Consider the following 25,012-nt stretch of genomic DNA (forward strand, 5'->3'; position numbering starts at 1 on the left):
GAGATGACGATGCGCTGGACCTCGCTGGTGCCCTCGTAGATCTCGGTGATCTTGGCGTCGCGCATCATGCGCTCCATGGGATAGTCCTTGGTATAACCGTAGCCGCCGAACATCTGCAGGGCCTTGGTGGTGGTCTTCATAGCGTGCTCGGAGCAGAAGAGCTTCGCCATGGCGGCGGCCTTGGTATAGCGCACGCCCTCGCCCTTCATCACGGCGGCCTGATAGGTCAGCAGACGGCCCGCCTCACAGCCCAGCTCCATGTCGGCGAAGGTGAACTGGGTGTTCTGGAACTTGCTGATGGGCTTGCCGAACTGGACGCGGCCCTTGGTGTACTCCTTGGCCTCGGCCAGCGCGCCCTCGGCGATGCCCAGGGACTGGGCCGCGATGCCGATGCGCCCGCCGTCCAGGGTCTGCATGGCGATGGGGAAGCCCCGGCCTTCCTTGCCCAGCAGGTTCTCCTTGGGCACGATGCAGTCCGTGAACACGATCTCGGCGGTGGGGGAGCCGTGGAGGCCCATCTTCACCTCGTGCTTGCCCACGGAGAAGCCGGGGAAGCTGCTCTCCACGATGAAGGCGGAGATGCCCTTGGTGCCCTTGGACTTGTCGGTCATGGCGAAGACCACGAACACGTCCGCCACGTAGCCGTTGGTGATGAAGATCTTGGAGCCGTTCATCACGTAGTGGTCGCCCTCCAGCTTGGCCTCGGTCTGGCCCTTGGAGGCGTCGGAACCGGCGTTGGGCTCCGTCAGGGCGAAGGCGCCGACTTTATGGCCGGTGGTCAGCATGGGGAGGTACTTCTTCTTCTGCTCCTCGGTGCCGTGGGTCAGGATGGGGTCGCAGCAAAGGCCGTTGTGGGTGGCGACGATGTCGCCGGTGGAGGCGCACTGCTTGCTCAGCTCCTCGATGCAGATGGCGGAGGCCAAGGGGTCCGCGCCGGTACCGCCATACTCCTTGGGCACGCACATGCCCATGACGCCCAGGTCGAACAGCTTCTCGATGTTCTCCCGGGGATACTCGCTGGTCAGGTCGGTCTCGGCAGCGATGGGCTTCACTTCATTTTCGGTGAAGTCGGCCATCATCTTCCGGATCAGCTGGTGCTCACGGCTCAGATTGAAATCCATGATGATCTCTCCTTTTATGATAAATTTCTGGGGTCGATCTTGGTCATTCTGCCACATGTTCCCAGGCGTTCCGCGCAAAAGAGACAGCCCCGGACCTTTTGGCCCGGGGCTGTTCCGGGCGTTGTGGCGTGATGCGGTCTACTGGATGCCTGCGATGTCCTTGGCGAGCTGCTTCTTGCCCTGGATGTTGCCCTGGCGGGCGATCATGATGCGCTGGGCCTGGGGAGAGCCCGCGCCGTGCATGGACTCCGTCCGGTAGCCCACGGCGGCGGCGCCCAGGCACATGTTCTCCAGGAAGCGCATGACGCGCTGGCGGTCCTCGGTGGAGACGCCCTCCCGGGCGGCGAAGAACTTGTTGCAGATGTCGCCGATGGTCTCGCCGTTGCGGCCCACGACCGTGTCGGAATCGAAGTCCTTCTGGCTGGGCATGGTGACCATCAATCCGCCGGCCACGTCCTCGGCCAGGCGCACGATCTCGTAGGGGAAGCGGGTCACGTTCTGCTTGCAGACGTTGGCCAGGAGCAGGTCGATCTGATAGTTGCCCGCCTTGGTCTTGAAGCCCTGGCTGGAGCAGGCGATGCCGCAGCAATACAGGGTCTCGTTCAGGTGGGTCATCTCGATCAGCTTATCCTTCACGGCGCTGGCTTTCTCCACGCCGTTGTACTCCGCGGCCAGGGCCGCGGCGCCGATCACCACGTCGCCCACGCCCACCTTGCACCCGCCGTAGCTCTGGCGGTGGTAGCCCGCGAAGCGCTCCACGATCATGCCGGCGAACTCATACTCGCCGTTCAGGAAAATGTACTCGTTGGGGATGAACACGTGGTCCAGCACCACCAGGGCCTCCTGGCCGCCGAACTTGGCGTTGCCCACGTCGATGGACGCGCCCTCCTCCAGCTTCCGGGTGTCGCAGGACTGGCGGCCGTAGATCATATACATGCCCTCGGCGTCGGTGGGGCAGGCGAAGCTCACGGCCCAGTCCTTATCCGCCTCGCCCATGGAGATGGTGGGCATGAAGATGTGCCAGTGGCTGTTGATGGAACCGGTCTGGTGGCACTTCGCGCCGCAGACCACGATGCCGTCCGGGCGGCGCTCCACCACGTGGACGTACATGTCGGGATCCGCCTGCTGGCTGGGGGCCTTGGAGCGGTCGCCCTTGGGGTCCGTCATGGCCCCGTCCACGGTGAGGTCGTTGTCCTGGACCATGGTGATGAAGTTCTTGAAGTTCTCGTGATAGTGGGTGCCGTACTTCTCGTCGATCTCATAGGTGGAGGAGAAGACGGCGTTGAAGGCGTCCATGCCCACGCAGCGCTGGAAGCAGCTGGCGGTCTTCTGGCCCAGGAGGCGCTGCATCTTCACCTTGTTGATCAGGTCCTCCGTGGACTGGTGGAGGTGGGTGAAGCGGTTGACGGTGTGGCCCGTCAGGCTGGACTTCACGGTCATGAGGTCCGCGTACTGGGGGTCCTGGGCCAGGGCGTAGGTCATGGCGACGCAGTTGATGCTGGGGCGGATCATGGGGTGGTCCACCCAGTCCTTGATCTCCTCGCCGAACATGTAGACCCGGGTCTTGAGCTTGCGCAGGCTCTCGATGTACTCTTGAGCGGTCATTAAGGCCATTTCTTGTTTCCTCCTGATTTTGATGGGACGCCGGTGCGGCGTCCGGATCCGTCCCGGGCGGGCTCTGCCCGCTGGGGACGCCGCCGGCCGCGCCTGGGGCGCGAGGGGGTCCGGCGGGGCCGCGCCTTCGGCGCGGCGGGGCGCCTGGGGAGGGGACGCAGTCCCCTTGGGCTCAGTCGTTGGCCAGGCCCATCAGCTCGTCGCGGAAGATGCGCTCGTCCATGAGCTTCAGGTCCTCGGCGATCTTCGGCATGAACTCCATCTGGTCCAGGACCTGGGTCTGGAGGTCGATGCCGGGGGCGATCTCGATCAGGGTCACGCCCTCGGGACGGAGCTCGAACACCGCGCGCTCGGTGACGTAGAGCACGGGCTGGTGGACCTTGTTGGCATAGGTGCCGGAGAAGGTGATGTGCTCCACCTGGTTGACGAACTTCTTCTTCGCGCCCTCCTGGGTGATGACCAGCTTGCCGTCCCGGCACTCGGTCTTCAGGCCCTTGGCGGTGAAGGTGCCGCAGTAGACCACCTTCTTGGCGTTCTGGGTGATGTCGATGAAGCCGCCCGCGCCCGCCAGGCGGGTGCCGAACTTGGAGACGTTCAGGTCGCCGTTGGGGGCCGTCTCCGCCAGGCCCAGGAACGCCACGTCCAGGCCGCCGCCCTGGTAGAAGTCGAACTGGACGTTGTGGTCCAGGATGGCCATGGAGTTGGCCGCGCCGCCGAACTGGGTGCCGCCGTAGGGCACGCCGGCGATGGAGCCCGCCTCCACCGTCAGGGTCATCTTGTCGGAGATGCCCTCCTCGGCGGCGACGTTGGCGATCTTCTCGGGGGCGCCGGTGCCCAGGTTCACGATGGCGTCCTGGGGCAGCTCCATCGCGGCCCGGCGGGCCAGGATCTTCTTGGCGTCCAGGGGGATGGAGGGGATGTCGTCCACGGGGATGCGGAACTCGCCGCTCAGGGCCCCGTCATAGGGCATGCCCAGGCACTGGAGGTTATCCTCGATGGAGCCGACGACGATGGCGTCCACGTAGATGCCGGGGATCTTCACCAGGCGGGGATCCAGGGTGCCGCCCTGGACGATCTTCTCCACCTGGACGATGACCTTGCCGCCGGAGTTCTTGGTGGCCTGGCACTGGGCCGTCACGTCCAGGGGGCCGATCTCCCTATGTACCGTGCAGTTGCCGTACTCGTCGGCATAGCTGCCCCGGACCAGGCAGACGTCGATGGGGATGGGCTTATAGAGGAGGCGCTCCTCGCCCTCGATCTCCACCAGCTTGACCAGGTCCTCCTTCGTGCACTCGTTCAGCTTGCCGCCGCCGTTGCGGGGGTCGGCGAAGGTGTACAGGCCCACGTGGGTGATGGTGCCGATGTTGTGGGCGGCGATGTCCCGGTACATGTGGGTGATGACGCCCTGCGGGAGGTTATAGGCTTCCAGTTTGTTGGCCAGGGCCAGCTCGCCCAGCTTGGCGGCGCGGTCCCAGTGGCCGCCCACGACCCGCCGGCACATGCCCTCGTGGCCGAAGTGATCGCCGCCGGTGCCGTCCCGGTGGCCCTGGCCCGCCGCGAAGAACAGCGTCAGGTCCCGGGGGTGCCCGGTCTCCACGAAGCGCTGCTCCAGCGCTTTGGTCAGCGCCTCGGGGCAGGCACAGCTGACGAAACCGCCGGTGGAGACCGTGTCGCCGTCGTTGACCATCAGGGCCGCTTCTTCAGCGGTGATCACGCGAACTTTCTTCATGCTTTTCGTTCTCCTTTTTTTATGTTAGGATAGCCTTGCTCACTTGTTCTGGAAGTGCTTCTCCTTGCGCTTCTCCAGGAAGGCGCCCATGCCCTCCTTCTGGTCCTCGGTGGCGAAGCACATGGCGAACAGCTCGTTCTCCAGGGCGATGCCGTCGTCGATGTCCATCTGCATGCCGCGGTCGATGCACGCCTTGGAATACTTCACGGCGATGGGGGCGTTCACGGTGAAGGACTTCGCCATGGCCACGGCGGCGTCCATCAGCTGCTCGGGGGGATAGACCTCGTTGACCAGGCCGATGGCCTTGGCCTCGTCGGCGCCGATGACCTTGCCGGAGAAGATCAGCTCCTTGGCCTTGGCGGTGCCCACGCGGCGGGGCAGGCGCTGGGTGCCGGAGAAGCCGGGGGTGATGCCCAGGCCCACCTCGGGCTGGCCGAACTTCGCGCCGCCCTTGCCCTCGGCGTTGGGACCGGCGGCCAGGATGATGTCGCAGCTCATGGCGATCTCGCAGCCGCCGCCCAGGGCGAAGCCGTTCACCGCCGCGATGGTGGGGATCTCCAGCTTCTCGATGCGGCGGAACAGGGCGCTGCCCCGCTGGCCCCACTTGCGGCCCTGGGCCACGTCCATGGGCTTCTGCTCGCCGATGTCGGCCCCGGCGACGAAGGAGCGGCCCTCGCCGGTGAGGATGAAGGCCCGGAGGTCCGCGTCCCCCTCCACTTCGCAGATCAGCGCCTCCAGGTCGGAGATGACCTGGGAGTTCAGGGCGTTCAGCGCTTCGGGACGCGCGATGGTGGCGATGCCGATGCCGTCTTTCTTCTCATAACGAACGGTCTGATACATAGTAGTATCCTCCTTCATTTTTTCGGGGCGGCCCCCGTTTTTCCCGACGATTATTATAGCAAATTATGTGCCAACTTTTCAAGCCGCAGTTTCTGCCGTTCCAGGCGGCGGGCTGTTCAAACTGCCAAAAAATCGGGGGCGGTTTTCTATGTTTGGGAGAGAGGCTCCCGAGGAGGACGGCGGGATCATTCAATTTTGAATAGCCGCGGGAGCGGGAGGGCGGCGTCCGTGCTCCGGACACGTTGTGGGAAGTATGGGAACGGCGGCGGGCATCCCTGTGGAAAGTGCGCAAAAAGGGAGGGGGGATGCGTGCATGTATTCACGATCGAATATATGCTATTCGATCGTGAATAAACAGGCGGCGGCCGGGCGCGCCGCTCCGGGCCGGCGAAGGAAAAATTTTTATTTTTTGAAGAATCCCGAGGCGGGGGATCGTATCATATACGTCGGACAACGAAGGTCCGCCGGGGACGTGTCCCGGCAGGCCCTGAGAGGAGGGGGTGGCGTGACGGCGTGGCATCCATGACGAAGGAACAGTTCTCCGCGCTGGTGCTCCAGTATGAGCGGCTGGTGTACACCGTCTGCTTCCAGCTGGTCCGGGACGCCTCCGCCGCGGAGGACCTGACCCAGGACACCTTCCTCTCGGCCTACCTCCACCGGGACAGCATCCCGGAGGGCTATGAACGGCAGTGGCTGGGGCGCATCGCCGCCAACAAGGCCAAGGACCATCTGCAAAGCGCCTGGAACCGCCGCACGGTCCTCCCCGGGGACCAGGAGCTGGCCAGGGGGCTGGCCCCGCCCGCGGAGGAGGTGGCCCTGCGCCGCAGCGGGGCGGAGGAGGTCCGGGAGGCCGTCCGGGGCATGAAGGAGCCCTACCGGCAGGTGTGCCAGGCGTGCCTGCTGGAGGAGCGCTCCGTGGAGGAGGCCGCCCTGGCCCTGGGCAGGCCGGTGAAGACGGTCTATACACAGCTCTCCCGGGGGAAGAAGCTCCTGCGGGAGGCATTGGGAAGGAGTGGGAGGCATGATATTTCGTGAGGACGGGCACTTGAGCGACGGGGCCCTGACCGCCCTGGCGCGGAACGAGGACCGCTTCGATGAGCTGGAGCGGCTGGAAATCGCGGAGCATTTGGCCTTCTGCGATCACTGTCTGCAGCGGTACGACCTGGCCCTGGAGGACGGGGCCCTGCTGGTCCCGGAGCAGTCCTGTCAAAGGGCCCTCTGGGCCCGGATACGGAGCCGGGCCCTCCGGATGGTCACTAGCCGGTACGCCACGGCGGCGGCTGCCGTGGCCCTGGCGCTGACGGTGCTGTGGGGCGGAGAGCGGGTGGAGCCCATCCGGCCCGTCCTGCCGGAGGACCGGCCCAGCATCTCCCGGCAGCTCACCGGGCTGACGGGGGACATCGGCGATTCCCTGCGGGGGACCATGGGGGGGCTGTCGGACTTTTTTGACGGGCTGCGGCCCGGTCAGTTCATAAAAGGAGGAAACGAGGCATGAAAGCCATTCGGAAATTTTTGCGGGGCTGCTGGCACCTGATGTGGGCCTGTGTCCCCGGCTGCGGGCAGATGTGCCAGGGGTATTTGAAGCGGGGCATCTCCCAGACGATCATTTTCAGCGCACTGGCGTTCATCGCCGTGTTCCTGGAGATGGGGGCGCTGACGGTGCTGATCGCGCCGCTGTGGGCCTATTCGTTCTTCGACAGCTTCAACCTCCGCCGCCAGGTCCGGGACGGGCTCGCCCCGGAGGACGAGTTCATGTTTGGATTGTCCGAGATGGACTCGCAGAAGCTGACCCGGATCCTCAGCCGCCGGGGGAGCCTCATCGGCTGGCTGCTGGTGGCGCTGGGGCTGTACAGCCTGTATATGATCCTGGCCCGGCACGTCCTGGGTGTGCTGCGGGGCAACTTCTTCTTCGACTGGCTGTACGACCTGCTGGTCTGGGATATGCCCCGGATCTTGGGGACGGTGCTGATCGTGGCCCTGGGCATCTGGTTCATCAAGGGGCCCAAAGCGCCCAAAGAGGACGGGCCTTCCTACACGCCCCCTAAGGGCCCCGCCGAGCCCCCCAAGATGAAGGCGACCCCCTGGACCCAGGCGGAGGCGCAGTTCCGCCAGGAGGCGGAGCCCCAGGCCCCGGAGCCCCCGGGGACGCCGGAGGCCCAGGAGCCCGCGCCGGTGGTCCTGGAGTGGAAGTCCGAGTTCAACGTGGAGAAGTTCGAGAAGGAGCTCCAGGAGGAGAAGGAGGAGCCCCATGACGTCCGGTGAGGGGACGGCGGCCCGCCCCCAGCGCCGGGCGGGGACCTTCACCCTGGGCGTGGTGCTGGTGGCGGCGGGATGCGGGATGATGGCCTCCCTGTTCTGGCCCTCCCTGGACCTGAGCTGGATGCTGAAGGCGTCGCCGGTCATCCTCGTCGCCCTGGGGGCGGAGGTGCTGCTGGCCGCCAGGGGCGGCGGGAAGGTCAAGTACGACTGGATAGGGATGCTGCTGTGCTTCCTCCTGGTGGGGGCGGGGCTGGCGCTGTACGGCGCCGCCTGGTACATCGAGAACGGGGAGTACCGCAGCGCCTACGACTGCTCCCGGTACGCCGACGAGACCAGCTACCGCATGGACTACCGCTATTTCGACGGCTTCGACTCCCACACCCTGCGGCTGGAGGCCGGGGATACCCTGGCGGGCCATATCGAGACCTGTGACGGCTGGCTGGAGGTGGAGGTCAGCGACGAGGACGGGGAGACCGTCCTGGAGGGGTCCCCGCTGAATGGGGAACAGTCCGTGGAGATCGCCAAGACGGGGGAGCACACCATCCTCGTCCACGGGCGGAGGACCAGCGGGAGCTTCGCCTTCGAGCGGGTCGCGCCGGAGGCGGAGGACGCGGGATAAGGATGAGACAGGGAAAGGCCGGCCGGGGAGCATCTGCTCCCCGGCTGGCCTTTCGTCATCCCTCGGCTTTGCGCTCCAGGGTGACGATGACGCCCACGCCCATCGCCAGGTCCGGGCACATCGCGGCCAAGCGCCAGCCCTCCTTCGCGCGCTGGCCGAGGACCGCCTCGCACTCCTTGGGCTGGAGGAAGGTCAGGACCTGATACTCGTACATATGGATCGCCTCCTTTCCGGATGCCGTGCGATCTCACAGGGTCCCTGGATGCTTGGACATGCGGATGCACGCCAGGGTGTAAGTCACCTGCATGGTCCCCCAGACCAGGAGGAGGACGAAGACCGGCAGGATGCTCATCTCGAAGACCATGCCCAGCATCGTCAGGATCAGCCACAGGCCCAGGCACACCCGGCCGGTGACCATATAGGCCCGGTAGCACGCCTCGCCGATCTGCCGGCGCTCCGATTCGTCGCAGCTGTCCAGCCACTCCTTTTGGAACCTCGTGTCGTAGACGCTGCCGTGCTTCTCCGGGTTCATCCGCTTCTCCAGGTCCACGGCCTTCTGCTGGGCGAAGACCACCAGGCCGCAGGAGAGCAGGAACAGGCCCACCACCCAGAGGCTGCCCTCCTGCAGGCGGGTGGCCAGGGCCGCCATGAAGAACAGGTCTATGAGCAGCTGCACGGCGCTGAGGAGCAGGACCCAGCTCAGGGACATCTCGATGGACTCGCTGGTCTCGTCCTCGTCCCCGCCGTCCCAGGCGGCGTACCCTCTGGCGGCGGAGCGGTAGAGGAGGAAGCTCCCTCCCATGGTCACCACCGTGGTGACGGGGATGCCCCAGGGCGTGGCGGCTTGGACGGCGCCGTCCAGCCACCGGGCCAAGGCGGCGGTATCCAGGCCGAAGACCCGGCTGAAGCCGATGACGAAGCCGAACACGCCCCCGGCCAGCATGGAGACCAGCATGGTCAGGGCGAACTTGGGCAGGGCTTTCCGGTTCTCGCTTTTCTCTTGGGATCGTTCATTCATGGGGATCGTCCTCCTGATAAGTGAAAATGTCTTCGACCTGCACGCCGCAGATCTTCGCCAGCTTCAGCGCCAGCGCCACGGAAGGGGAGTAGTCCCCCCGCTCGATCTGGCTGATGGTCTGCCGGGAGACCCCCGCCAGACGGCCCAGCTCCTGCTGGTTCACGCTCAGGCGGGCCCGGTGTTCCTTCAGCCGGTTGTATAAGGGCATGGCGTTCCCTCCTTCTTGTTGACAAGGGTGATTGTCGTTTTGACAACTATCCTTGTCAGATATAGGATAGCACTGACAAGGATAGTTGTCAATAGGGAAAACGAAAAAAGCCCTCCGAACGTTTCGGAGGGCTCCAGCCGCCGAAAGATGCGGGAGGCTGAGAGGATGGGGAGGGCGTGTGCGGGGGGCCGGAGAGGGCCTCCCGCACGATCTCGTTCATGAGGGAGCGTCCCATTTCCGGGCGGGGACGCCCCGGGACGCCAGGCGGGCCTTGATGAAGCTGCGGAAGAGCGTGTACAGGACGGAGCACAGGGGGATGAAGAACAGCATCCCCGCTACGCCCATCAGCTTGCCGCCCAGGGTCACGGCGGCCAGGACCCAGATGGAGGGCAGGCCCACGGAGCCGCCCACCACGTGGGGGTAGATCAGGTTGCCCTCGATCTGCTGGATCGCCAGGAAGAGGACGATGAAGGCCAGGGCCTGGAGCGGGTCCGTGACGGCGATGAGGAGCGCGCCCGCGATGCAGCCGATGAAGGCCCCGACCACCGGGATGAGGGCCGTCAGGGCGATCAGGACGCCCACCAGCAGGGCATAGGGCATCCGGAGGACGGTCATGGAGATCACGAAGAGGGAGCCCAGGATCACCGCCTCCACGCACTGGCCGGAGAGGAAGCTGGAGAAGGTCCTGGAGGAGAGGCGCAGGACGCGGAGCGTCTCGTCCGCCCAGGGCTCCGGCAGGAGGGCGTAGAGGACCTGGCGGCCCTGACGGCCTAAGCGCTCTTTTTGCAGGAGGATGTAGAAAGAGAAGATCAGGCCGATGACGAAGGTGCTGACGCCGCTGACCACCCCGCCGATGATGCCGCCGCCGGAGGAGACCAGGCCGCTGCCCCAGTCCTGGAGCAGGGCCATGGCCTTCTCGGAGAGGGCCTTCCAGTCGAAGTCGATGTTCTCCGCCAGGGCCTGGAGCTGGGGGAGGAAGGACTGGAGCTCCGACAGGCGCTCCTGGGCCCGCTGGATGGCGGCGGGGAGCTGGCCGGTGAGGGAGCGGACCGCCTCGCCGATGCCGGGGCTGATGACGCCGGCCGCCAGGGCCACGACCCCGGTCATGGCCGTCAGGGTCAAGATCAGGGCCAGGGGGCGGCGGAGGGGGCGCCACCGCCTGCCGCTGGGGAGGAGGGGCTCGATGGCGCGCATGGGGACGTTGAGGATGAAGGCGATGGCGCCCCCCATCAGGAAGGGGCTCAGGACGCCGAGGGCCCGGCCCAGGACGGCGAAGACCGCCCGGAGGTTTTGCAGGGCGCAGAAGAAGGCCACGCCTCCGCAGACGACCAGGAGGCGCTGTTTGATCTGATCGTGGTCCCAGTCCATAGGTCAGCTCCGGCGGTACGCGGCCGCGGCCTCCAGGTAGCCCCGGGCGGAGCGGCGGTTGGACTCGATCTCCGCCTCCGTCAGGGGGCGGACCACCTTGGCGGGGGAGCCCAGGATCATGGAGCCGGCGGGGGCGTCCATCTTCCCGGTGACCAGGGCCCCGGCGCCGACGATGCAGTCATCGCCGATCCTGGCCCCGTTCAGGACCACGGCCCCCATGCCGATGAGGACGTTGTCCCCGATGGTGCAGCCGTGGACGACGGCCCCGTGGCCGATGGTGCAGCCCGCGCCGATGCGGGTCTCCTCGTGGAGGACGGCGCAGTCCTGGACGTTCGTGTCCTCGCCGATGGTGATGGCGCCGTCGTCGCCCCGGATGACGGCGTTGTACCAGATGTTCACGCCGCGGCCAAGGGCCACATCGCCGCTGACGCGGGCCCCCTCGCAGATCAGGACGTCCGCGTCGGTCTTCCTAAGTTCGTATGGCATGGTGTCCTCCTCGTTCCTGTTATGTGATCCCGGCGGTCAAAACGCAGGGGCGAAATTGCCGTCGATGAAGATGGGGACCTCTTCGCCGTCTCGGGTCGTGCCCACGATGGAGAGGTCCGGCGTGCCGATCATGAAGTCCACGTGGGTAATGGAGTCGTTGAGGCCGCGGGCCTTCAGCTCGTCTTTGCTCATCTGCTGTCCGCCCTCCAGACAGGGGTAGGCTTCGCCGAAGGCGATGTGGCAGGCGGCGTTCTCGTCGAAGAGGGTGTTGTAGAACAAGAGGCCCTGGGCGGAGATGGGGCTGTCGTAGGGGACCAGGGCCACCTCGCCGAAGCAGGACGCGCCCTCGTCCACGGAGATGGCGGCCCGGAGGGTCTCTTCGCCCTGCTGGGCGTGGGCCTCGACGATCTTGCCGTCCTTGACGACGAAGTGGAACTTGTCGATGACGTTGCCGTCGTGCACCAGGGGCAGGGAGGCGTAAACGATGCCATTGGCCCCGGTCTTCAGGGGGGAGGTGAAGATCTCCTCCGTGGGGATGTTGGCGATATAGCTCCGGCCGGAGAGGGTCCGGTCCCCGCCGCTTTCCCAGATATGGCCCTCGGGCAGGTCCACCGTCAGGTCTGTGCCCAGGGAGTTGGTGTAGTGCAGGGACTTGAGCTTCAGGGCGTTCAGCTTCTCCAGGCGCGCGTCCAGGGTGTCCAGGTGCTCCCGCCAGCGGTCCACGGCTTTGCCGTCGCCGGTGACGCGGACGGCGGAGAAGATCGCGTCCCAGAGGGCGGAGACGGCCTCCGCCTCGGACCGGCCCGGGAAGACCCGGACGGCCCAGGAGGGGATGGGGATGGAGGCGATGCACCAGGGGAAGCCGCCGCACATCTGGAGGCGGTCGAAGTCCTTCAGCGCCTTGCCGCTGGCGCGCTGGGCGGCCACGATCCGCCGGGGATCCACGCCCTTCAGGTTCTCCGGGTCCGCGGCGGAGATGGCCAGGTACGCCGCGCCCTCCAGGGCGTGGTCGTTGAAGAAGTGCTGCCGCCAGAGGGGGACGGTGTCGAAGACCTCCTCCGCGGCGTGGAGATATCTCATCCGGGTCACGGCGTCGTCGGTCCAGTTCATGACGACCTCTTTGCAGCCGGCGTCATAAGCCTCCTGGACGCAGAGGCGGGCGAAGCGGGCGCACTCCACCGGGGAGGAGACGATCATCCGCTGGCCCTCCTCCACGTTCAGGCCCACCCGGACCAGCAGACGGGCGTATTCGCGCAGTTTTCCTTCCATTTCAGGGGTCCTTCCTTTCCGGTCGTATGGGACATCATATGATGTGCGATTATAGAACATTTTAACAGGGAAGTAAAGACGGGGGCGGCGAGATTCAAAAAACGTTCACGGATCTTCGGGCCGGGGACGAAGGAAGACCGGGGAGGCGGCGCCTCTCCGGTCTTTTTTCCCTCAGGCCGCGCCGGGAGCGGTCTCCCGGTCCAGGCGGAACAGCAGGGTCAGGCACCACAGGCCCGCCAGGCCCACCAGGGCATAGACGATCCGGGAGAACACCGCGAGCTGGCCGCCGAACAGCCAGGCCACCGTATCGAAGCCGAACAGGCCGATGCCGCCCCAGTTCAGCGCACCGATGACGGCCAGAAGGACCGCGATCTTATCTAACATCGTGGGAGCACCTCCTTTTTGCTGGGATGTCCTTTCGGACCTGCATCCCCGACCGCTGAGCGCCGTCCGAGCGGCCCCGCCGCCGTGCCGCGCCGAGCCCCGGTCATGCGGCCGCACGGCCCGGGGAGCGCGCGCGGCATGGCGGGAGGGGACGCCGCCCGTCCGGCATCCATCGGTCATGGATACAGGTCCTTAGATTGTCCGATCCCGGCGGATCTAGCAATGGGAAAATTTTACGAGCGGTTCAAAGCTCCACCGCCGTGCCGGAGGCGAGGAAGTAGAGGACGCGGCGGGTCACCGGCCGCTCCAGGACCCGGCTCAGGGCCAGGCTGTACGCCTCCAGCTGGGGGCGGTAGTGCTCCGCGCGGAGGCGGACGTCCTGGGGCGTGCGGACATGGTCCGTTTTGAAATCGACGACCGTCAGCCCCTCCGGCGTCTCGAAACAGCAGTCCGCCACGCCCTGGAGGAGGACGGCGTCCTCCTCCGACGCCTGGGGATCGTACTCCCGGGCGGGGACCAGGAGGGTGAAGCGGTATTCCCGGAGGGGCTGATGGCCGGAAGCCTCCGCCGTGCGCAGCTCTTCGGCCAGGGGGGAGGCCAGGAGGCGGCGGAGGGCCGGGACGTCCACGGCCTGGGCCTGCGGATGGGTGAGGAGGGCCTTCGCCTCCAGGGCGGAGATCTGGGCGGGGACGTCGGGGTCGGCGAAGTCCAGGTACTGGAGGACCAGGTGGGTGGCGGAGCCCCGCTCCGCCGGGGTGAGGCCCTGCTCTTCCCGGCGGAACCTGGGTTGGGAGAGGGGGCGGATATAGGGGGTATGGGCGGAGCCCTCCGCGATCTCCTGGTCCAGGAGGCGGCCCTTGAGCTGGGTGGCCGTCAGCTTGGCAGGGAGGGCGGACTCCCGCCGGTAGGGATACTCGAAGGAGAGGAGGGCCGGGTCGAAGGGCGTCTCCGCGCCGTCCTCCTCCGCCGCGGGGGCGGCGGGGGCGGGGCGGTCCCGGAGATCCTCGCTGTCGTGGATATGGATCTGCCAGGGGGCGTCGGGACAGGGGACGACGGGGACCTCGGCCCCGGCCAGGGCGCGGAGGGGCTCCGCCTCCGGACGGCAGAGGAGGGGGAGGAGCAGCCACTCGCCGAAGGTCCGGCAGGCGGCGACGGCCTCCGGAGGGACGGGGCAGGCGGCGGAGGACGCCAGGCGCTGGAGGCGGGTCTCGGCGAAGTAGAGGGAATCGACCAGGATGAGCTTCTCCTTGGGGCGGGTCATGGCGACATAGAGGACCCGCTGCTCCTCGGCCAGGTCCTCCCGGCGGAGGGTCTCCTCCACCGCGGTGCGGGCCAGGGTGGGATAGCGGATCTTGCGCGCCAGGTCCACCCGGCGGGGGCCCAGGCCCATGGTGGGATGGACCAGGACGGGGGTGTCGAAGTCCTGGCGGGAGAAGGCATGGTCCAGGTCCGCCAGGATCACGATGGGGAACTCCAGGCCCTTGGACTTGTGGATGCTCATCAGGCGGACGCCGTTCACCGACGCGCCGGCGGAGGACGGGGGGGCCTTCCCCGCCTCCAGGAGGCGGCGGAGCTGGGTGACGAAGGCGAAGAGGCCCCGGTGGCCGCTGGACTCGAACTTCTCGGCCTGGCGGGCCAGGGCGATCAGGCCCTCCCGGCGCTCCAGGCCGCCGTCCATCGCGCCGAAGAGGCCCAGGAGGTTCAGGCTGTTGTAGATATGCCAGAGGAGGCGGTGGACGCTCATGTCCCGGGCGGCCAGGCGGAGGGCGGCCAGCGTGTCCAGGAAGGCGGCGCAGTCCTCCGCGCCGGAGGCGGCGACGGCATCGTAGAAATCGCCGTCGGGCGCGGCGGCGCGGAGCTCCGCCAGGCGGTCCGGGGTGAAGCCGAAGATGGGGGAGCGGAGGACCGAGATCAGGGGCACGTCCTGGCGGGGGTTGTCGATCAGCTCCAGGAGGGCCACGGTGGTGGAGACCTCCATCGTGTCGAAAAAGCCGCGGTCCTCCTGGAAGGAGCAGGGGACGTCCTGCTCCGCCAGGGCGGAGGCGAAGACCGCCGTCCGGCTCCCGGGGGAGCGCATGAGGATGACGATATCCTCCGGCGTGCAGGGGCGCAGGGCGCCGTCGGGGGCGGTGACGGGATAGCCGGAGTCCAGGAGCTCCCGGATGCGGCGGGCCACGAAACGGGCCTCGGCAGTCAGCTTTTTGACGGGGTGGGGGTCCTCCGCCGACTTTTGGCGGGCGGTGAGGAGGTGGAACTCCGTCTGGCAGTCCGTCCGGGGCGGGTAATAGGACGCGCCGAAGTGGAGGGAGGCGTCCTCGTCGTAATCGAGCTCCCCCATCTCCGCGGAGAGTATGTTTTGGAAGATGAAGTTGGCGGCGTCCAGGATCTCCTGGCGGGAACGGAAGTTCTGGGAGAGGACGATCTTGCGGCCCTCGCCGGGCCGGGCCTCCGTATGGGGCTTGAAGGCGGCGTATTTCGCGAGGAAGATGCCGGGGTCCGCCAGGCGGAAGCGGTAGATGCTCTGCTTCACGTCGCCCACGGTGAAGAGGTTCTCCCCGCCTTTCGAGACGGCGCGGAAGATGGCGTTTTGGACCTCGTTGGTGTCCTGGTACTCGTCCACCAGGATCTCGACATAGCGGGCGGAGACCTGTTCGCCCAGTTCGGTGGGAGCGCCGTCCGGCCCCACCAGGAGGGCCAGGGCCAGATGCTCCTGGTCGGAGAAGTCGGCGGCGTTGAGCCGGAGCTTTTCCGCCCGGTAGGCGGCGGAGAGGTCCGCCGTCAGGTCCAGGAGGGCCAGCATGGCCGGGGAGACGGCCCGGAGGTCCTCCAGAGCCTCCTCCCCGGAGACGTCGAGCCAGGAGGCGAGGGGCTTCAGGGCGGCTTTGCAGCCGTCCCAGGTCTGCTTCAGGGAGACGACGAGGGGGTCGTCCCGGCGGCCCCTGGGGGTGGCGAGGCGGGGGAAGACGACGGCGGAGGCCGCCTGGCGGGCGGATCCCCAGCTGTCGGCCCGGCTCAGGGCCCGGAAGGCCCGGGACGTCTCCAGGAATTTGGAGCCGTAGCCGGCCTCCAGGGGAGTGTCGCCCTCCGTGCGCTCCGCCGCCCGGCGGAGCTGGTCCGCCCAATGGGCGGCGCGGCGGCGGACGGCCTCCAGCAGGGCCCGGGCGTAGGGGGTGTCGTCGAAAACGGCGGCGGGGGGGTCCCAGGCGGCGCGGCTCCGGGCGAGCCAGTCGTGCGGGGAGGCGTGGCTTTGGAGCTTATCATAGAGCTCCAGGACCAGGTCCGCCAGGGCACTGTCGTCCCGGCCCGCGCCCAGGGTGTCCGCCAGCAGCTCGCCGCCGGGGGTCAGGGACTCGTAGAAGCCGGAGAGGGTCCGGTCCAGGCAGCGGCGGCGGATCAGGAGGGCCTCGCTGTCGTCCAGGACGCGGAAGTCCGGGGTCAGGGCGTGCTTGTCGGCATCCTGGGCCAGGAGGTGGGTGTTCTCCCGGAGGAGGGCCGTGCAGAAGGCGTCCACCGTCTTGATATCCGCCTGGTAGACCCGGAGGAGCTGGCGGCGGAGATGGCTGTCGCTGGGGTCCTCCCCCATGCGGCGGCTCAGCTCGGCGGCGATCTTGCCCCGGAGCTCCGCGGCGGCGGCGCGGGTGTAGGTGATGATCAGGAAGTCGTCGACGTTGCAGCGCTCTTCCGTCACGTAACGGAAGAGGCGGTCCACCAGGACCCGGGTCTTGCCGGATCCGGCGGCGGCGGAGACCAGGAGGCTCCCGCCCCGGTCCTCGACGGCGGCGCGCTGCTGGGGGGTCAGGGTCACGGGCATGTCAGGGATCCTCCTTTCGTTCGATCTCCTGCCAGAACTCCTCCGGCTTCACCGGGAGGATGAAGTTGAAGCGGTCGCCGTCCCGGCCGGGGCGGAAGTGGCAGGCGGGGGCCCAGTCGCACCACCGGCAGGGGGCGTCCTCCTCGGTATGACAGCAGGGGTCCGCGTCGATGCGGCCCTGGCGGACCTCCCGGGCGATGTCATGGAGGAGGGACTCCACGTACCGGCCCAGCCGGCCCAATTGGGCGGCGGAGGCCAGGCTTCCGGAGAGGTCCCCGCTTTTGTTCACCCGGAGGGGGAGGTAGCGGGGCTCGGTGAGGGCGTCGTGCTCCATGGCCTGGAGGACCTGGGGCTCCGCCAGGAGGAGGCCGCTGCGGCGCAGCTGCTTCTCCCGCTCGGCCTGGAGCTTGTCCGGGGGGATGTTCCGCTGGGCGGACAAGATCTCGTCGCGGGCCGGGAGGTACAGGACGCCCGCGGGCTCGATCTCCCGCCCGAAACGGGCGGAGCCGGTCTTTTGCAGGGTGAAGAGGTACAGGAGCATCTGGATGTCCAGGCCCATGCGGACCGCCGAGAGGTCGAAGGACTTCCGGCCGGACTTGTAGTCCACGACGCGGAGATAGAGCTTGCCGTCTTTGAGCCAGCCGTCGACACGGTCCACCTTGCCGCCGACGCGGAGCTCGCCGTCCGGCTCGGAGATGACGACGGCGGGGAGGTCCGCGTCTTTGCCGTCGCCGAAGGAGAGCTCGAAGGCCACGGGGACGAAGTCGGAACAGCGGAGCTCCTCCGCCGCCTGGTCGACGACGGCGCAGGCCGTCCGGCGCAGGCGGGCGAAGAGGTAGCGGAAGCGGGCGTCGCGGTCCTGGAGGCCGCGGAGCTCCGTCTCGACGTACTCGTCGATGTATTTGCGGACCAGGGCATGGAGGGCCTCCTGGTCCACTTGGGCGAAGCCGCCCAGGGACTGGACGTCCCGCGTGACGCGCTCCAGGAGGAAGTGGAGGAAGGTGCCGATCTGCGGCGCGTCGAAGGCGGCGGGGGCCCTGGGCTTGGCCTTGAGACCGTACTCCATGAAATAGGAGAAGTGGCAGGTGCGGATCCGCTCCAGGCGGGAGGCCGTCAGACCGATCCGGCTGCCGTAGAGGGCCCGGACCGCGCGGGGGGACAGGGAGCCCCGGGTCTGCGCGGCGGCGCGGGCCATGGCGGAGAGGGAGGGCCGGAACCGGGGGATCTGGGCCAGGTGCCGCCACAGGGGCGTGCCGGGGACGGCGGACTCCAGGGCCGGGAGGGGGGCCGTCAGGCGGTAGGGCCGGCCGGAGGGCTCCCGGTCCACGCGGAGGGAGGGGAACAGGGCCAGGAGGCGGTCGACGACGAAGGCCGGGCGGAGCTCCGCGCCGGAGACGTCCGTGACCGGCCAGCTGACCGTCAGGCCGTCGGTGGGCTGGGCCAGGGCTGCATAGAGGTTTTGGAGCTCGATGGACATCTGGTCCATGCCGGTGGGGGAGAGCTCCACGCCGCGGAGGGCCAGCTCGTTCCGGTCGTCCTCGTTCAGGATGCCGCCGCCTTCGCTGGGGGTGGGGAGGACGTGGTCGTTGGCGCCCAGGAGGAAGAGGTATTTGGCGGTATGGCGGTCGTTCCGAGCGACGCCGCTGACCTGCACCTGGTCCAAAGAGACCGGGATGGTGCCGACGCTGTACTGGGTCAGGACCTGGCGGAAGAGGCGGGTGAACTCCTCCAGCTCCATGGGCTCGCCGCCCAGGATCTCCACGAACTGGTCCAGGACGCCGCAGAGGATCTCCCAGAGCTGGGCAGTCTCCTCCGCCTCCTGGAGGCGGCCGGACTCCGCCTGGGCGCGGAGCTGGCGCTCCAGAGCGTCCTGGAGGCCCAGCTCTTCCATGAAGCCGTATAGGGCGGAGACCTTGGCGGCGGCGGTCTCGCCGGCCTTGAGGCCCCCGGCCAGGCGGGAGAGGGGGGCCTGGACGCGGCGGCGGAGGGCGTTGACCTGGGCGAGGCGGGCCTCCCGGGCGGGGGTCCAGGGAGCGCCGTAGCCGTCCGGGCCCTCGGTCCAGTCGGCGTCCCGGAGCCACATGCCGCCGTGGATCTCCCACTTGAGGACGTAGTTTTCCAGGACGTCGCACTCCTCCGGGGAGAGGCCGGAGAGGCCCGTCTTCAGCCAGCGGAACATGTCGTCGTATTCATAGCCTCCGCCGATGGAGGCCAGGACGCCGGTGAGGAGGCTCAGGACCGGCTTTTCCAGGATGTCGCTGCGGCGGCTGAGATAGGCGGGGATCTGGTAGCGCTCGAAGACCGTCTCGATGACGGCCTCGTAATCCCCCATGTTCCGAGCGGCCACCGTGATGTCCCGGCAGCGGCACCGGCCCTGCGCCAGGAGGCCGCGGATGGCGGCGGCGGTCTGCTCCACCTCGGAGAAGACGGTATCGGCCTGGAGGAGCTTTATCATGGGGGCGCCGCCGCCGTAGGGGGCGGGGCCGCTGAAGAAGTGCCGCTCCAGATGGCCCAGGGGGGTGGGGTCGGCGCGCCGGAGGACCTTGACGGCCACGGGCCTGCCCTCGCGCTCCGCCAGGCGGCGGAGGCGCTCCAGGGTGCGGAGGGACGCCTCGAAGATCTCTTCTTTGCTGTTGGGCTCCCCCAGGAGGGAGACCGTGACGGAGTGGGCCTGCCGGAGGAGGATGGAGAGGCAGCGGCGCTCTTGGGCGGTGAAGTAGGTGAAGCCGTCGATATAGACGTCCTTGTTTTGGACATAGGCGGACGCCTCCAGGCTGTTGCAGAGCTTCGTCATCCGGTCCCGGGCGTCCAGGCCGGGGCGGAGGAGACGGGCCTCATAGGCGGCGTAGAGGAGGCTGAGATCGTGGAGCTTGTCACGGGTGGCCCCGGTGATGGCCAGGGACTGCTCGTAGAGGGCCTCGGGGGAGACCTCGTAACAGCGGAGCTCGTCCAGGAGGTCCAGGAGCTGGCGGAGGAAGGCGGACTTCCGGGAGGGACGGCGGTAGACCGTCAGCTCCGGCGCGACCTCCAGGAGGGCCTTTTCCAGGGTCAGGAGCTTGCCGCCCGCGTCCAGCGTCACCTGGGCCGCGCCGCCGGTGATGCTGAGCACCCGGTCCGAGAGGCGGCGGAAGCTCAGGACCTCGGCATAGCGGCTGGCGGCGTCGCCGCAGGCGCGGCAGAGGTCCACCTCCGCCTGGTGGGAGGCGTGCTCCGGGACCAGGAGGATCTGCCTGCGCCCGCCGGGATGGGACGCGATCTGGTCCAGGAGCATCTGAGATTTGCCGGTCTTCGCCCGGCCGGTGAGGATCGTCAGCAATGGGGCCGCCTCCTTAAGGATCGTTTCTTGCCGAACAGTATAGCACGATCTCCGCCGGGCTGGAATATTTTTTTGCGCCGTGCATGGGGGCGTGCAACTATCGGCGGGGACGGGCGGGGGATGTGAGGAGGAGAGACGATGGGATGGAGAGGACAGGCGAGGGCGTTTTGCTCCGCGTACCTGAAGACCATGGACCCCGAACGGGCCGCGGAGGCGGCGGGGTATGAGGACGGCTATGCCGCGCTGGCCAGGGAGGGGACCCGGGGGCGGCTGGAGAGGATGCGGAGCGCCGCGGCGGGGGAGCTGCGGCGGGAGGACGCCCTCCGGCGGCTGGCCCAGCTGGCGTTCGGACGGGCCAACGACGCGGTGCGGCTGGCGCTGGGGCCCCGGGAGGTGGATCCGGAGACGCTGGAGCTGTCCGCCGTGGCGGAGTTCAAGGTGACGGACAAGGGCGTGGAGGTGAAGCTGGTGGACCGGGTGCGGGCGCTGGAGACACTGTGCGGGCTCCTGGAGGAGAGCGGCGGCAGCGGCGCGGAGGAGCTTTACCGCGCGCTGGAGGACGCCGCCGGACAGATGGGGGACGGCGGCTATGGCGGATAAGGGGACGACCTTCTCGCCCAAGCAGCTGCGAGTGCTGACATGGTGGCAGGACCCGCGGTGGGAGGCGGTCATCTGCGACGGGGCCGTGCGGAGCGGGAAGACCTTCGCCATGGGGGTGGGCTTCTTCTTATGGGCCCAGGCGCGGTTCGACGGGAGGCAGTTCGGGCTGTGCGGGAAGACCATCGCGTCCGTGCGGCGGAACCTGCTGGCGGAGCTGACGCCGTACCTCCGGCGGCTGGGGATGGACGTGCGGGAGCGGCGGGGAGAGCACGCGCTGACGGTGCGGTTCCGGGGGCATGAGAACCGATTCTTGCTGTTCGGGGGACGGGACGAGTCCAGCGCCGCGCTGATCCAGGGGAGCACGCTGGCGGGGGTGCTGCTGGACGAGGCGGCGCTGATGCCCCGGTCCTTCGTGGAGCAGGCCGCGGCCCGGTGCAGCGTGGCCGGGAGCCGGCTGTGGTTCAACTGCAACCCGGAGGGGCCGCAGCATTGGTTTTACCAGGAGTGGATCTTGAAGGCGGAGGAGCGGAGGGCGCTGAGGCTCCGCTTCACCATGGAGGACAATCCGGCGCTGCCGGAGCGGATCCGGGAGCGATACCGGCGGAATTACTCCGGAGCGTTCTTCCGGCGGTTCGTGCTGGGGGAGTGGAGCGCCGCCGAGGGGCTGGTCTACGACTTCTTCGATCCGGCGCGGGACGCCCCGGAGGCCCCGGCGGGGGGGTTCTCCGCGTGGAGGATCTCGGCGGACTATGGGACGGTCAATCCGGCGTCCTTCGGGCTGTGGGGGCTCCGGGACGGGACGTGGTACCGGGTGGAGGAGTTCTACTACGACTCCCGGAAGCGGGGGCGGCAGAGGACCGACGCGGAGTACGCCGGGGATCTGGAGCGCCTGGCGGGGGGCCGGGAGATCGAGCGGGTGATCGTGGACCCGTCGGCGGCCAGCTTCATCGAGGTGCTGCGGCGGCGGGGGTTCCGGGTGGTCCGGGCGGACAACGACGTCGCCGACGGCATACGGGTGACGGCGGACCTCCTCCGGGAGGGGCGGATCGTGCTGTGCCGGGGGTGCCGGGACTGCCTGCGGGAGATCGGGCAGTACTGCTGGGAACAGCGGGGGGAGCGGGACGCGCCCCGGAAGAAGGACGACCACGCGATGGACGATCTGCGGTATTTCGCCATGGATCTGGCGGGGGACCGGGAGGAGGAAGGCTTCACGGCGCTGGCGGTGGAGCGTCCGGACATTTCTTTGGAGAGGAGATGGGGGCTTTGAAGCGGCGGAAGAAGCGGGAGGCGGCGGAGGCCGCGCCGGCGGCGGTGCAGCTGCGGAACTGGGAGAGGCACCCCTTCGGGATGCTGGGAGAGTACGTGCCCCTGCGCAGCGGCGAGACCCGGCTCTACCGGGCCGTGCGGGAGGCCGTGCCGGTGGTGGACGCGGCGGTCTACAAGCTGATCCGCATGACCGGGGGGCTGACGGTCTCCTGCGAGGACAAGACGGCGGGACGGGAGCTGGGCGAGTTTTTGAGGACCGTGCCGGTGGGGCGGGGGCAGTTCGGGGCGAACGCCTTTTTGGACTGCTATCTGGACTCTCTGCTGACCTGCGGCAGGGCGGTGGGCGAGATCGTGCCCGAGGCGGGGGGCCGGGGCATCGCCGCGCTGCTGTGCGGGCGGGTGGAGGACATCGAGATCCGGGAGGGGCGGGACCCCCTGACCTTCACCATCTGCGGGCCGGACGAGGACGGACGGATGACGGCGCTGCCCTATCAGGACCTGATCTTGTTCACGCCCCTCGACCCGGAGGCGGAGGCCCCCTATGGGGTGTCGCTGCTGAGGTCGCTGCCGTTTTTGGCGGATATCCTGATGAAGATCTACAACACCATCGGGGTCAACTGGGAGCGGTGCGGGAACCTGCGGTTCGCGGTGACCTGCCGGGGCGGCGAGGGGGCCGCGGAACGGGGGAAGCTGCTGGCCGGGGAGTGGTCCAGGGCCATGCGGGAGACCCGGGGCGGGAACGTGCGGGACCTCGTCGCCGCCGGGGACGTGGACATCCGGGTCATCGGCGCCGACGCGCCGGTGCTGGACAGCCAGGTGCCGGTGCGGCAGATCTTGGAGCAGATCGTGGCCAAGACGGGCATCCCGCCCTTCCTGCTGGGACTGAGCTGGAACTCCACGGAGAGGATGAGCTCCCAGCAGGCGGACATGCTGACCACGGAGATCACCGCCCTGCGGCGGACGCTGACGCCGGTGGTGGAGCGGGTCTGCCGGCTGTGGCTGCGGATGAAGGGCTTCGGGTGCGGGTTCGAGGTCGTCTGGGACGACATCAACCTCCAGGACCAGGTGGAGGAGGCCAGGGCCGCCCTCTACCGGGAACAGGCCCGGAAGCTGAGGATCGAGAACGACGCCGCGGAGGCGTGAGACGGAGGAGGGACGTGCATGGAGGACTGGAAGGGACTGGAGGTCACGGCGGAGGACCTGGCGCTCATCAACCGGCTGGCGAAGGCCGAGCTGGAGGCGGAACAGGTGTATGCGTTCGCCGTGCGGCTGTGCGACAACGAGGTGGACCGGGACTTCGAGCGGTTCGACGAGGAGGCGCTGGAGCGGCTGGGGGAGCTGATGGTGGGCAAGAGCGGCATCTTCGACCACCAGTGGAGCGCCCAGGGGCAGACGGCGCGGATCTACAAGACCGAGGTCGTCCGGGAACCGGCGGTGCGGACCGCCGCCGGGGAGGGCTACCGCTGGCTGAAAGGCTGGGCCTATCTTTTGAGGACGGAGAAGAACGGGGACCTCATCGCCGAGATCGAGGGCGGCATCAAGAAGGAGGTCAGCGTCGGGTGCAGCGTGGGGCGGAGCGTCTGCTCCATCTGCGGCGCGGAAAGCGGCGGCTGCGCCCACGTCCGGGGACAGGTCTACGACGGGGGGCTGTGCTTCATGGAGCTCAAGGACGTGACGGACGCTTACGAGTGGTCCTTCGTGGCCGTGCCCGCACAGAGGCGGGCGGGCATCCTGAAACGCTTCGGACAGGAGCGGGACGGCGGGGAGCAGGCCCTTCGGAAGGAGGCCGAGCTGGGACGGAAGTACCTCAGGGAGCTGCGGCGGGAGGTGGTGCGCCTTGCCATGCTGGCGGACGACGGGCTGGACGGCGGCATCTTCGCCAAGGCCGCCGGGCGGCTGGAGGAGCCGGAGCTGCTGGAGCTGCGGCGGACCTATGAGGCCCGGGCGGCGAAGCGCTTCCCCCTCCCGGTGCAGCTGCGGCGCAGGGAGGGGACGGCGGAGGAAGACGCGTCCGCGTTCCTGGTTTGAAGGCAGCGGCGGGGCGGGGGCCCCTGGCTGGATATACAGTAAGGAGGAGAGACGTATGAGCTATCATTTCGAGAACGTGCGGCTGGAGAAGGGCATGTACGGCCGCGGCGGGAAGAGCTTCACCAAGACGCTGGAGGAGCTCGATCCCAGCGAGCGATACCGCGGCACGAGCCTGGAGGGGCTGGACGCCTTCCAGCGGCAGCTGAAGCGCTTCGACATCCGCGTCAAGGGCGCGGACAGCGACCAGGTGGAGAAGTTCTTCCACACCACCGAGTCCTCGGTGCTGTTCCCGGAGTTCGTGTCCCGGGTGGTGCGCCAGGGGGTGGAGGAGGGCGGCATCCTGCCCGACATCACCGCTACGGTGACGAAGTTCGACGGGATGGACTACCGTTCCATCGCCTCCGTGCCCACGGAGGAGGAGAAGGAGCTGGTGCAGGTGGAGGAGGGCGGGGCGATCCCCGAGACCTCCGTGCGGACCCAGGAGAACCTGGTCAAGCTCCGCAAGCGGGGCAGGATGCTGGTGGCGTCCTATGAGGCCATCCGCTTCCAGCGGCTGGACCTGTTCTCCGTGACGCTGCGGCAGATCGGCGCGTACATCGGCAAGATGCACCTCCAGGACGCGATCGGGGTGCTGATGGAGGGCGACGGCAACGGCAACCCGGCGGAGGTGGTGGACGCCGGCGGCGAGCTGAGCTATGACGCGCTGCTGGAGTTCTGGAGCCGGTTCGACCCCTACACCATGAACACCCTGCTGGTGGGCGGGGACACCATGCTGAAGCTGCTGAAGCTCAAGGAGTTCCAGAACCCGCTGACGGGGCTGAACTTCCAGGGCACCGGCACGCTGTCCACGCCGCTGGGGGCCAAGCTCCTGCGGACCTCCGCCATGCCCGCCGGGACCATCATCGGGCTGGACAGGAACTACGCCCTGGAGCAGGTCACCGGCAGCGAGGTGACGGTGGAGTACGACAAGCTCATCGACCGCCAGCTGGAGCGGGCGGCCATCACCTCCATCTCCGGCTTCGCCAAGCTGTTCACGGATGCGTCCAAGGTGATGAAGCTGGGCGCCGGGGCCTGAG

General features: G+C 68.1%; 22 protein-coding genes. 9 read left to right on the forward strand and 13 right to left on the reverse strand.

Annotated features, from left to right (window positions below):
* From QZ332_RS05250 to QZ332_RS05265, 4 genes are all read right to left on the reverse strand, one after another.
* A partial coding sequence (locus QZ332_RS05250; protein ID WP_295763271.1) for an acyl-CoA dehydrogenase occupies positions 1-1,121 on the reverse strand: 1,121 nt, incomplete at its 3' end.
* Positions 1,122-1,259: 138 nt separating this feature from the next.
* Positions 1,260-2,735: a 4-hydroxyphenylacetate 3-hydroxylase family protein gene (locus tag QZ332_RS05255; RefSeq protein WP_295763273.1), complete on the reverse strand. Its 1,476-nt coding sequence runs from the start codon at positions 2,733-2,735 to the stop codon at positions 1,260-1,262.
* Positions 2,736-2,907: 172 nt separating this feature from the next.
* Positions 2,908-4,464 carry an acyl CoA:acetate/3-ketoacid CoA transferase gene (locus tag QZ332_RS05260; RefSeq protein WP_295763275.1) on the reverse strand — a complete coding sequence of 519 codons (1,557 nt, stop codon included), beginning with the start codon at positions 4,462-4,464 and terminating at the stop codon, positions 2,908-2,910.
* A gap of 39 nt (positions 4,465-4,503) precedes the next feature.
* A complete protein-coding gene (locus QZ332_RS05265; protein ID WP_295763277.1) occupies positions 4,504-5,304 on the reverse strand; it encodes an enoyl-CoA hydratase-related protein in 801 nt (266 codons plus the stop codon).
* Between the two features lie 522 nt (positions 5,305-5,826).
* Here QZ332_RS05265 and QZ332_RS05270 point away from each other — a divergent pair.
* Genes QZ332_RS05270 through QZ332_RS05285 form a run of 4 tightly spaced genes read left to right on the forward strand, consistent with a single transcriptional unit; the run spans position 5,827 to position 8,182 of the window.
* Positions 5,827-6,339, forward strand: coding sequence for an RNA polymerase sigma factor (locus QZ332_RS05270; protein ID WP_295763279.1), 513 nt, complete (start codon positions 5,827-5,829; stop codon positions 6,337-6,339).
* Positions 6,326-6,799, forward strand: a complete 474-nt coding sequence (locus tag QZ332_RS05275) for a hypothetical protein (RefSeq protein WP_295763281.1) — start codon at positions 6,326-6,328, stop codon at positions 6,797-6,799. The genes QZ332_RS05270 and QZ332_RS05275 overlap by 14 nt, the downstream gene beginning before the upstream one ends.
* On the forward strand, positions 6,796-7,566 hold the full coding sequence (locus QZ332_RS05280) for a hypothetical protein (RefSeq protein WP_295763284.1): 771 nt from the start codon (positions 6,796-6,798) through the stop codon (positions 7,564-7,566). Before QZ332_RS05275 ends, QZ332_RS05280 begins: the two co-directional genes overlap by 4 nt.
* The gene (locus tag QZ332_RS05285) at positions 7,553-8,182 is read left to right on the forward strand and encodes a hypothetical protein (RefSeq protein WP_295763287.1); all 630 of its coding nucleotides are present in this window, start codon (positions 7,553-7,555) and stop codon (positions 8,180-8,182) included. The genes QZ332_RS05280 and QZ332_RS05285 overlap by 14 nt, the downstream gene beginning before the upstream one ends.
* A gap of 55 nt (positions 8,183-8,237) precedes the next feature.
* On the opposite strand, the gene QZ332_RS05290 is transcribed toward QZ332_RS05285, so the two are convergent.
* From QZ332_RS05290 to QZ332_RS05330, 9 genes are all read right to left on the reverse strand, one after another.
* A complete protein-coding gene (locus QZ332_RS05290; RefSeq protein ID WP_295763290.1) occupies positions 8,238-8,396 on the reverse strand; it encodes a hypothetical protein in 159 nt (52 codons plus the stop codon).
* A gap of 33 nt (positions 8,397-8,429) precedes the next feature.
* Positions 8,430-9,200: a DUF3169 family protein gene (locus QZ332_RS05295; RefSeq protein ID WP_295763293.1), complete on the reverse strand. Its 771-nt coding sequence runs from the start codon at positions 9,198-9,200 to the stop codon at positions 8,430-8,432.
* The gene (locus QZ332_RS05300; protein ID WP_295763296.1) at positions 9,193-9,408 is read right to left on the reverse strand and encodes a helix-turn-helix transcriptional regulator; all 216 of its coding nucleotides are present in this window, start codon (positions 9,406-9,408) and stop codon (positions 9,193-9,195) included. Before QZ332_RS05300 ends, QZ332_RS05295 begins: the two co-directional genes overlap by 8 nt.
* Before the next feature lie 216 nt (positions 9,409-9,624).
* Entirely contained in the window at positions 9,625-10,776 is a 1,152-nt protein-coding gene (locus tag QZ332_RS05305) for an AI-2E family transporter (protein ID WP_295763298.1), read from the reverse strand.
* A gap of 3 nt (positions 10,777-10,779) precedes the next feature.
* The gene (locus QZ332_RS05310; RefSeq protein WP_295763301.1) at positions 10,780-11,262 is read right to left on the reverse strand and encodes a gamma carbonic anhydrase family protein; all 483 of its coding nucleotides are present in this window, start codon (positions 11,260-11,262) and stop codon (positions 10,780-10,782) included.
* A 36-nt stretch (positions 11,263-11,298) separates the two neighbouring features.
* On the reverse strand, positions 11,299-12,531 hold the full coding sequence (locus QZ332_RS05315; RefSeq protein ID WP_295763303.1) for an aminopeptidase: 1,233 nt from the start codon (positions 12,529-12,531) through the stop codon (positions 11,299-11,301).
* A gap of 171 nt (positions 12,532-12,702) precedes the next feature.
* Positions 12,703-12,915: a DUF378 domain-containing protein gene (locus QZ332_RS05320; protein ID WP_295763305.1), complete on the reverse strand. Its 213-nt coding sequence runs from the start codon at positions 12,913-12,915 to the stop codon at positions 12,703-12,705.
* A gap of 244 nt (positions 12,916-13,159) precedes the next feature.
* Entirely contained in the window at positions 13,160-16,726 is a 3,567-nt protein-coding gene (addA, locus tag QZ332_RS05325; protein WP_295763307.1) for a helicase-exonuclease AddAB subunit AddA, read from the reverse strand.
* Between the two features lies 1 nt (position 16,727).
* Entirely contained in the window at positions 16,728-20,042 is a 3,315-nt protein-coding gene (locus QZ332_RS05330) for a PD-(D/E)XK nuclease family protein (RefSeq protein WP_295763309.1), read from the reverse strand.
* Between the two features lie 138 nt (positions 20,043-20,180).
* On the opposite strand from QZ332_RS05330, the gene QZ332_RS05335 reads away from it, so the two are divergent.
* From QZ332_RS05335 to QZ332_RS05355, 5 genes are read left to right on the forward strand one after another with little or no spacing between them, the layout of a single operon-like run.
* Entirely contained in the window at positions 20,181-20,642 is a 462-nt protein-coding gene (locus QZ332_RS05335; RefSeq protein WP_295763311.1) for a terminase small subunit, read from the forward strand.
* Positions 20,632-21,909 carry a PBSX family phage terminase large subunit gene (locus tag QZ332_RS05340; protein ID WP_295763313.1) on the forward strand — a complete coding sequence of 426 codons (1,278 nt, stop codon included), beginning with the start codon at positions 20,632-20,634 and terminating at the stop codon, positions 21,907-21,909. The genes QZ332_RS05335 and QZ332_RS05340 overlap by 11 nt, the downstream gene beginning before the upstream one ends.
* The gene (locus QZ332_RS05345; protein WP_295763315.1) at positions 21,897-23,051 is read left to right on the forward strand and encodes a serine/threonine protein phosphatase; all 1,155 of its coding nucleotides are present in this window, start codon (positions 21,897-21,899) and stop codon (positions 23,049-23,051) included. Before QZ332_RS05340 ends, QZ332_RS05345 begins: the two co-directional genes overlap by 13 nt.
* Before the next feature lie 18 nt (positions 23,052-23,069).
* Positions 23,070-23,936: a hypothetical protein gene (locus tag QZ332_RS05350; RefSeq protein ID WP_295763317.1), complete on the forward strand. Its 867-nt coding sequence runs from the start codon at positions 23,070-23,072 to the stop codon at positions 23,934-23,936.
* A 55-nt stretch (positions 23,937-23,991) separates the two neighbouring features.
* On the forward strand, positions 23,992-25,011 hold the full coding sequence (locus QZ332_RS05355; protein ID WP_295763319.1) for a phage major capsid protein: 1,020 nt from the start codon (positions 23,992-23,994) through the stop codon (positions 25,009-25,011).
* The last annotated feature ends 1 nt before the right edge of the window (position 25,012 follow it).

The sequence above is a fragment of the uncultured Oscillibacter sp. genome, assembly GCF_910584465.1.
Taxonomy (GTDB): domain Bacteria; phylum Bacillota; class Clostridia; order Oscillospirales; family Oscillospiraceae; genus Oscillibacter.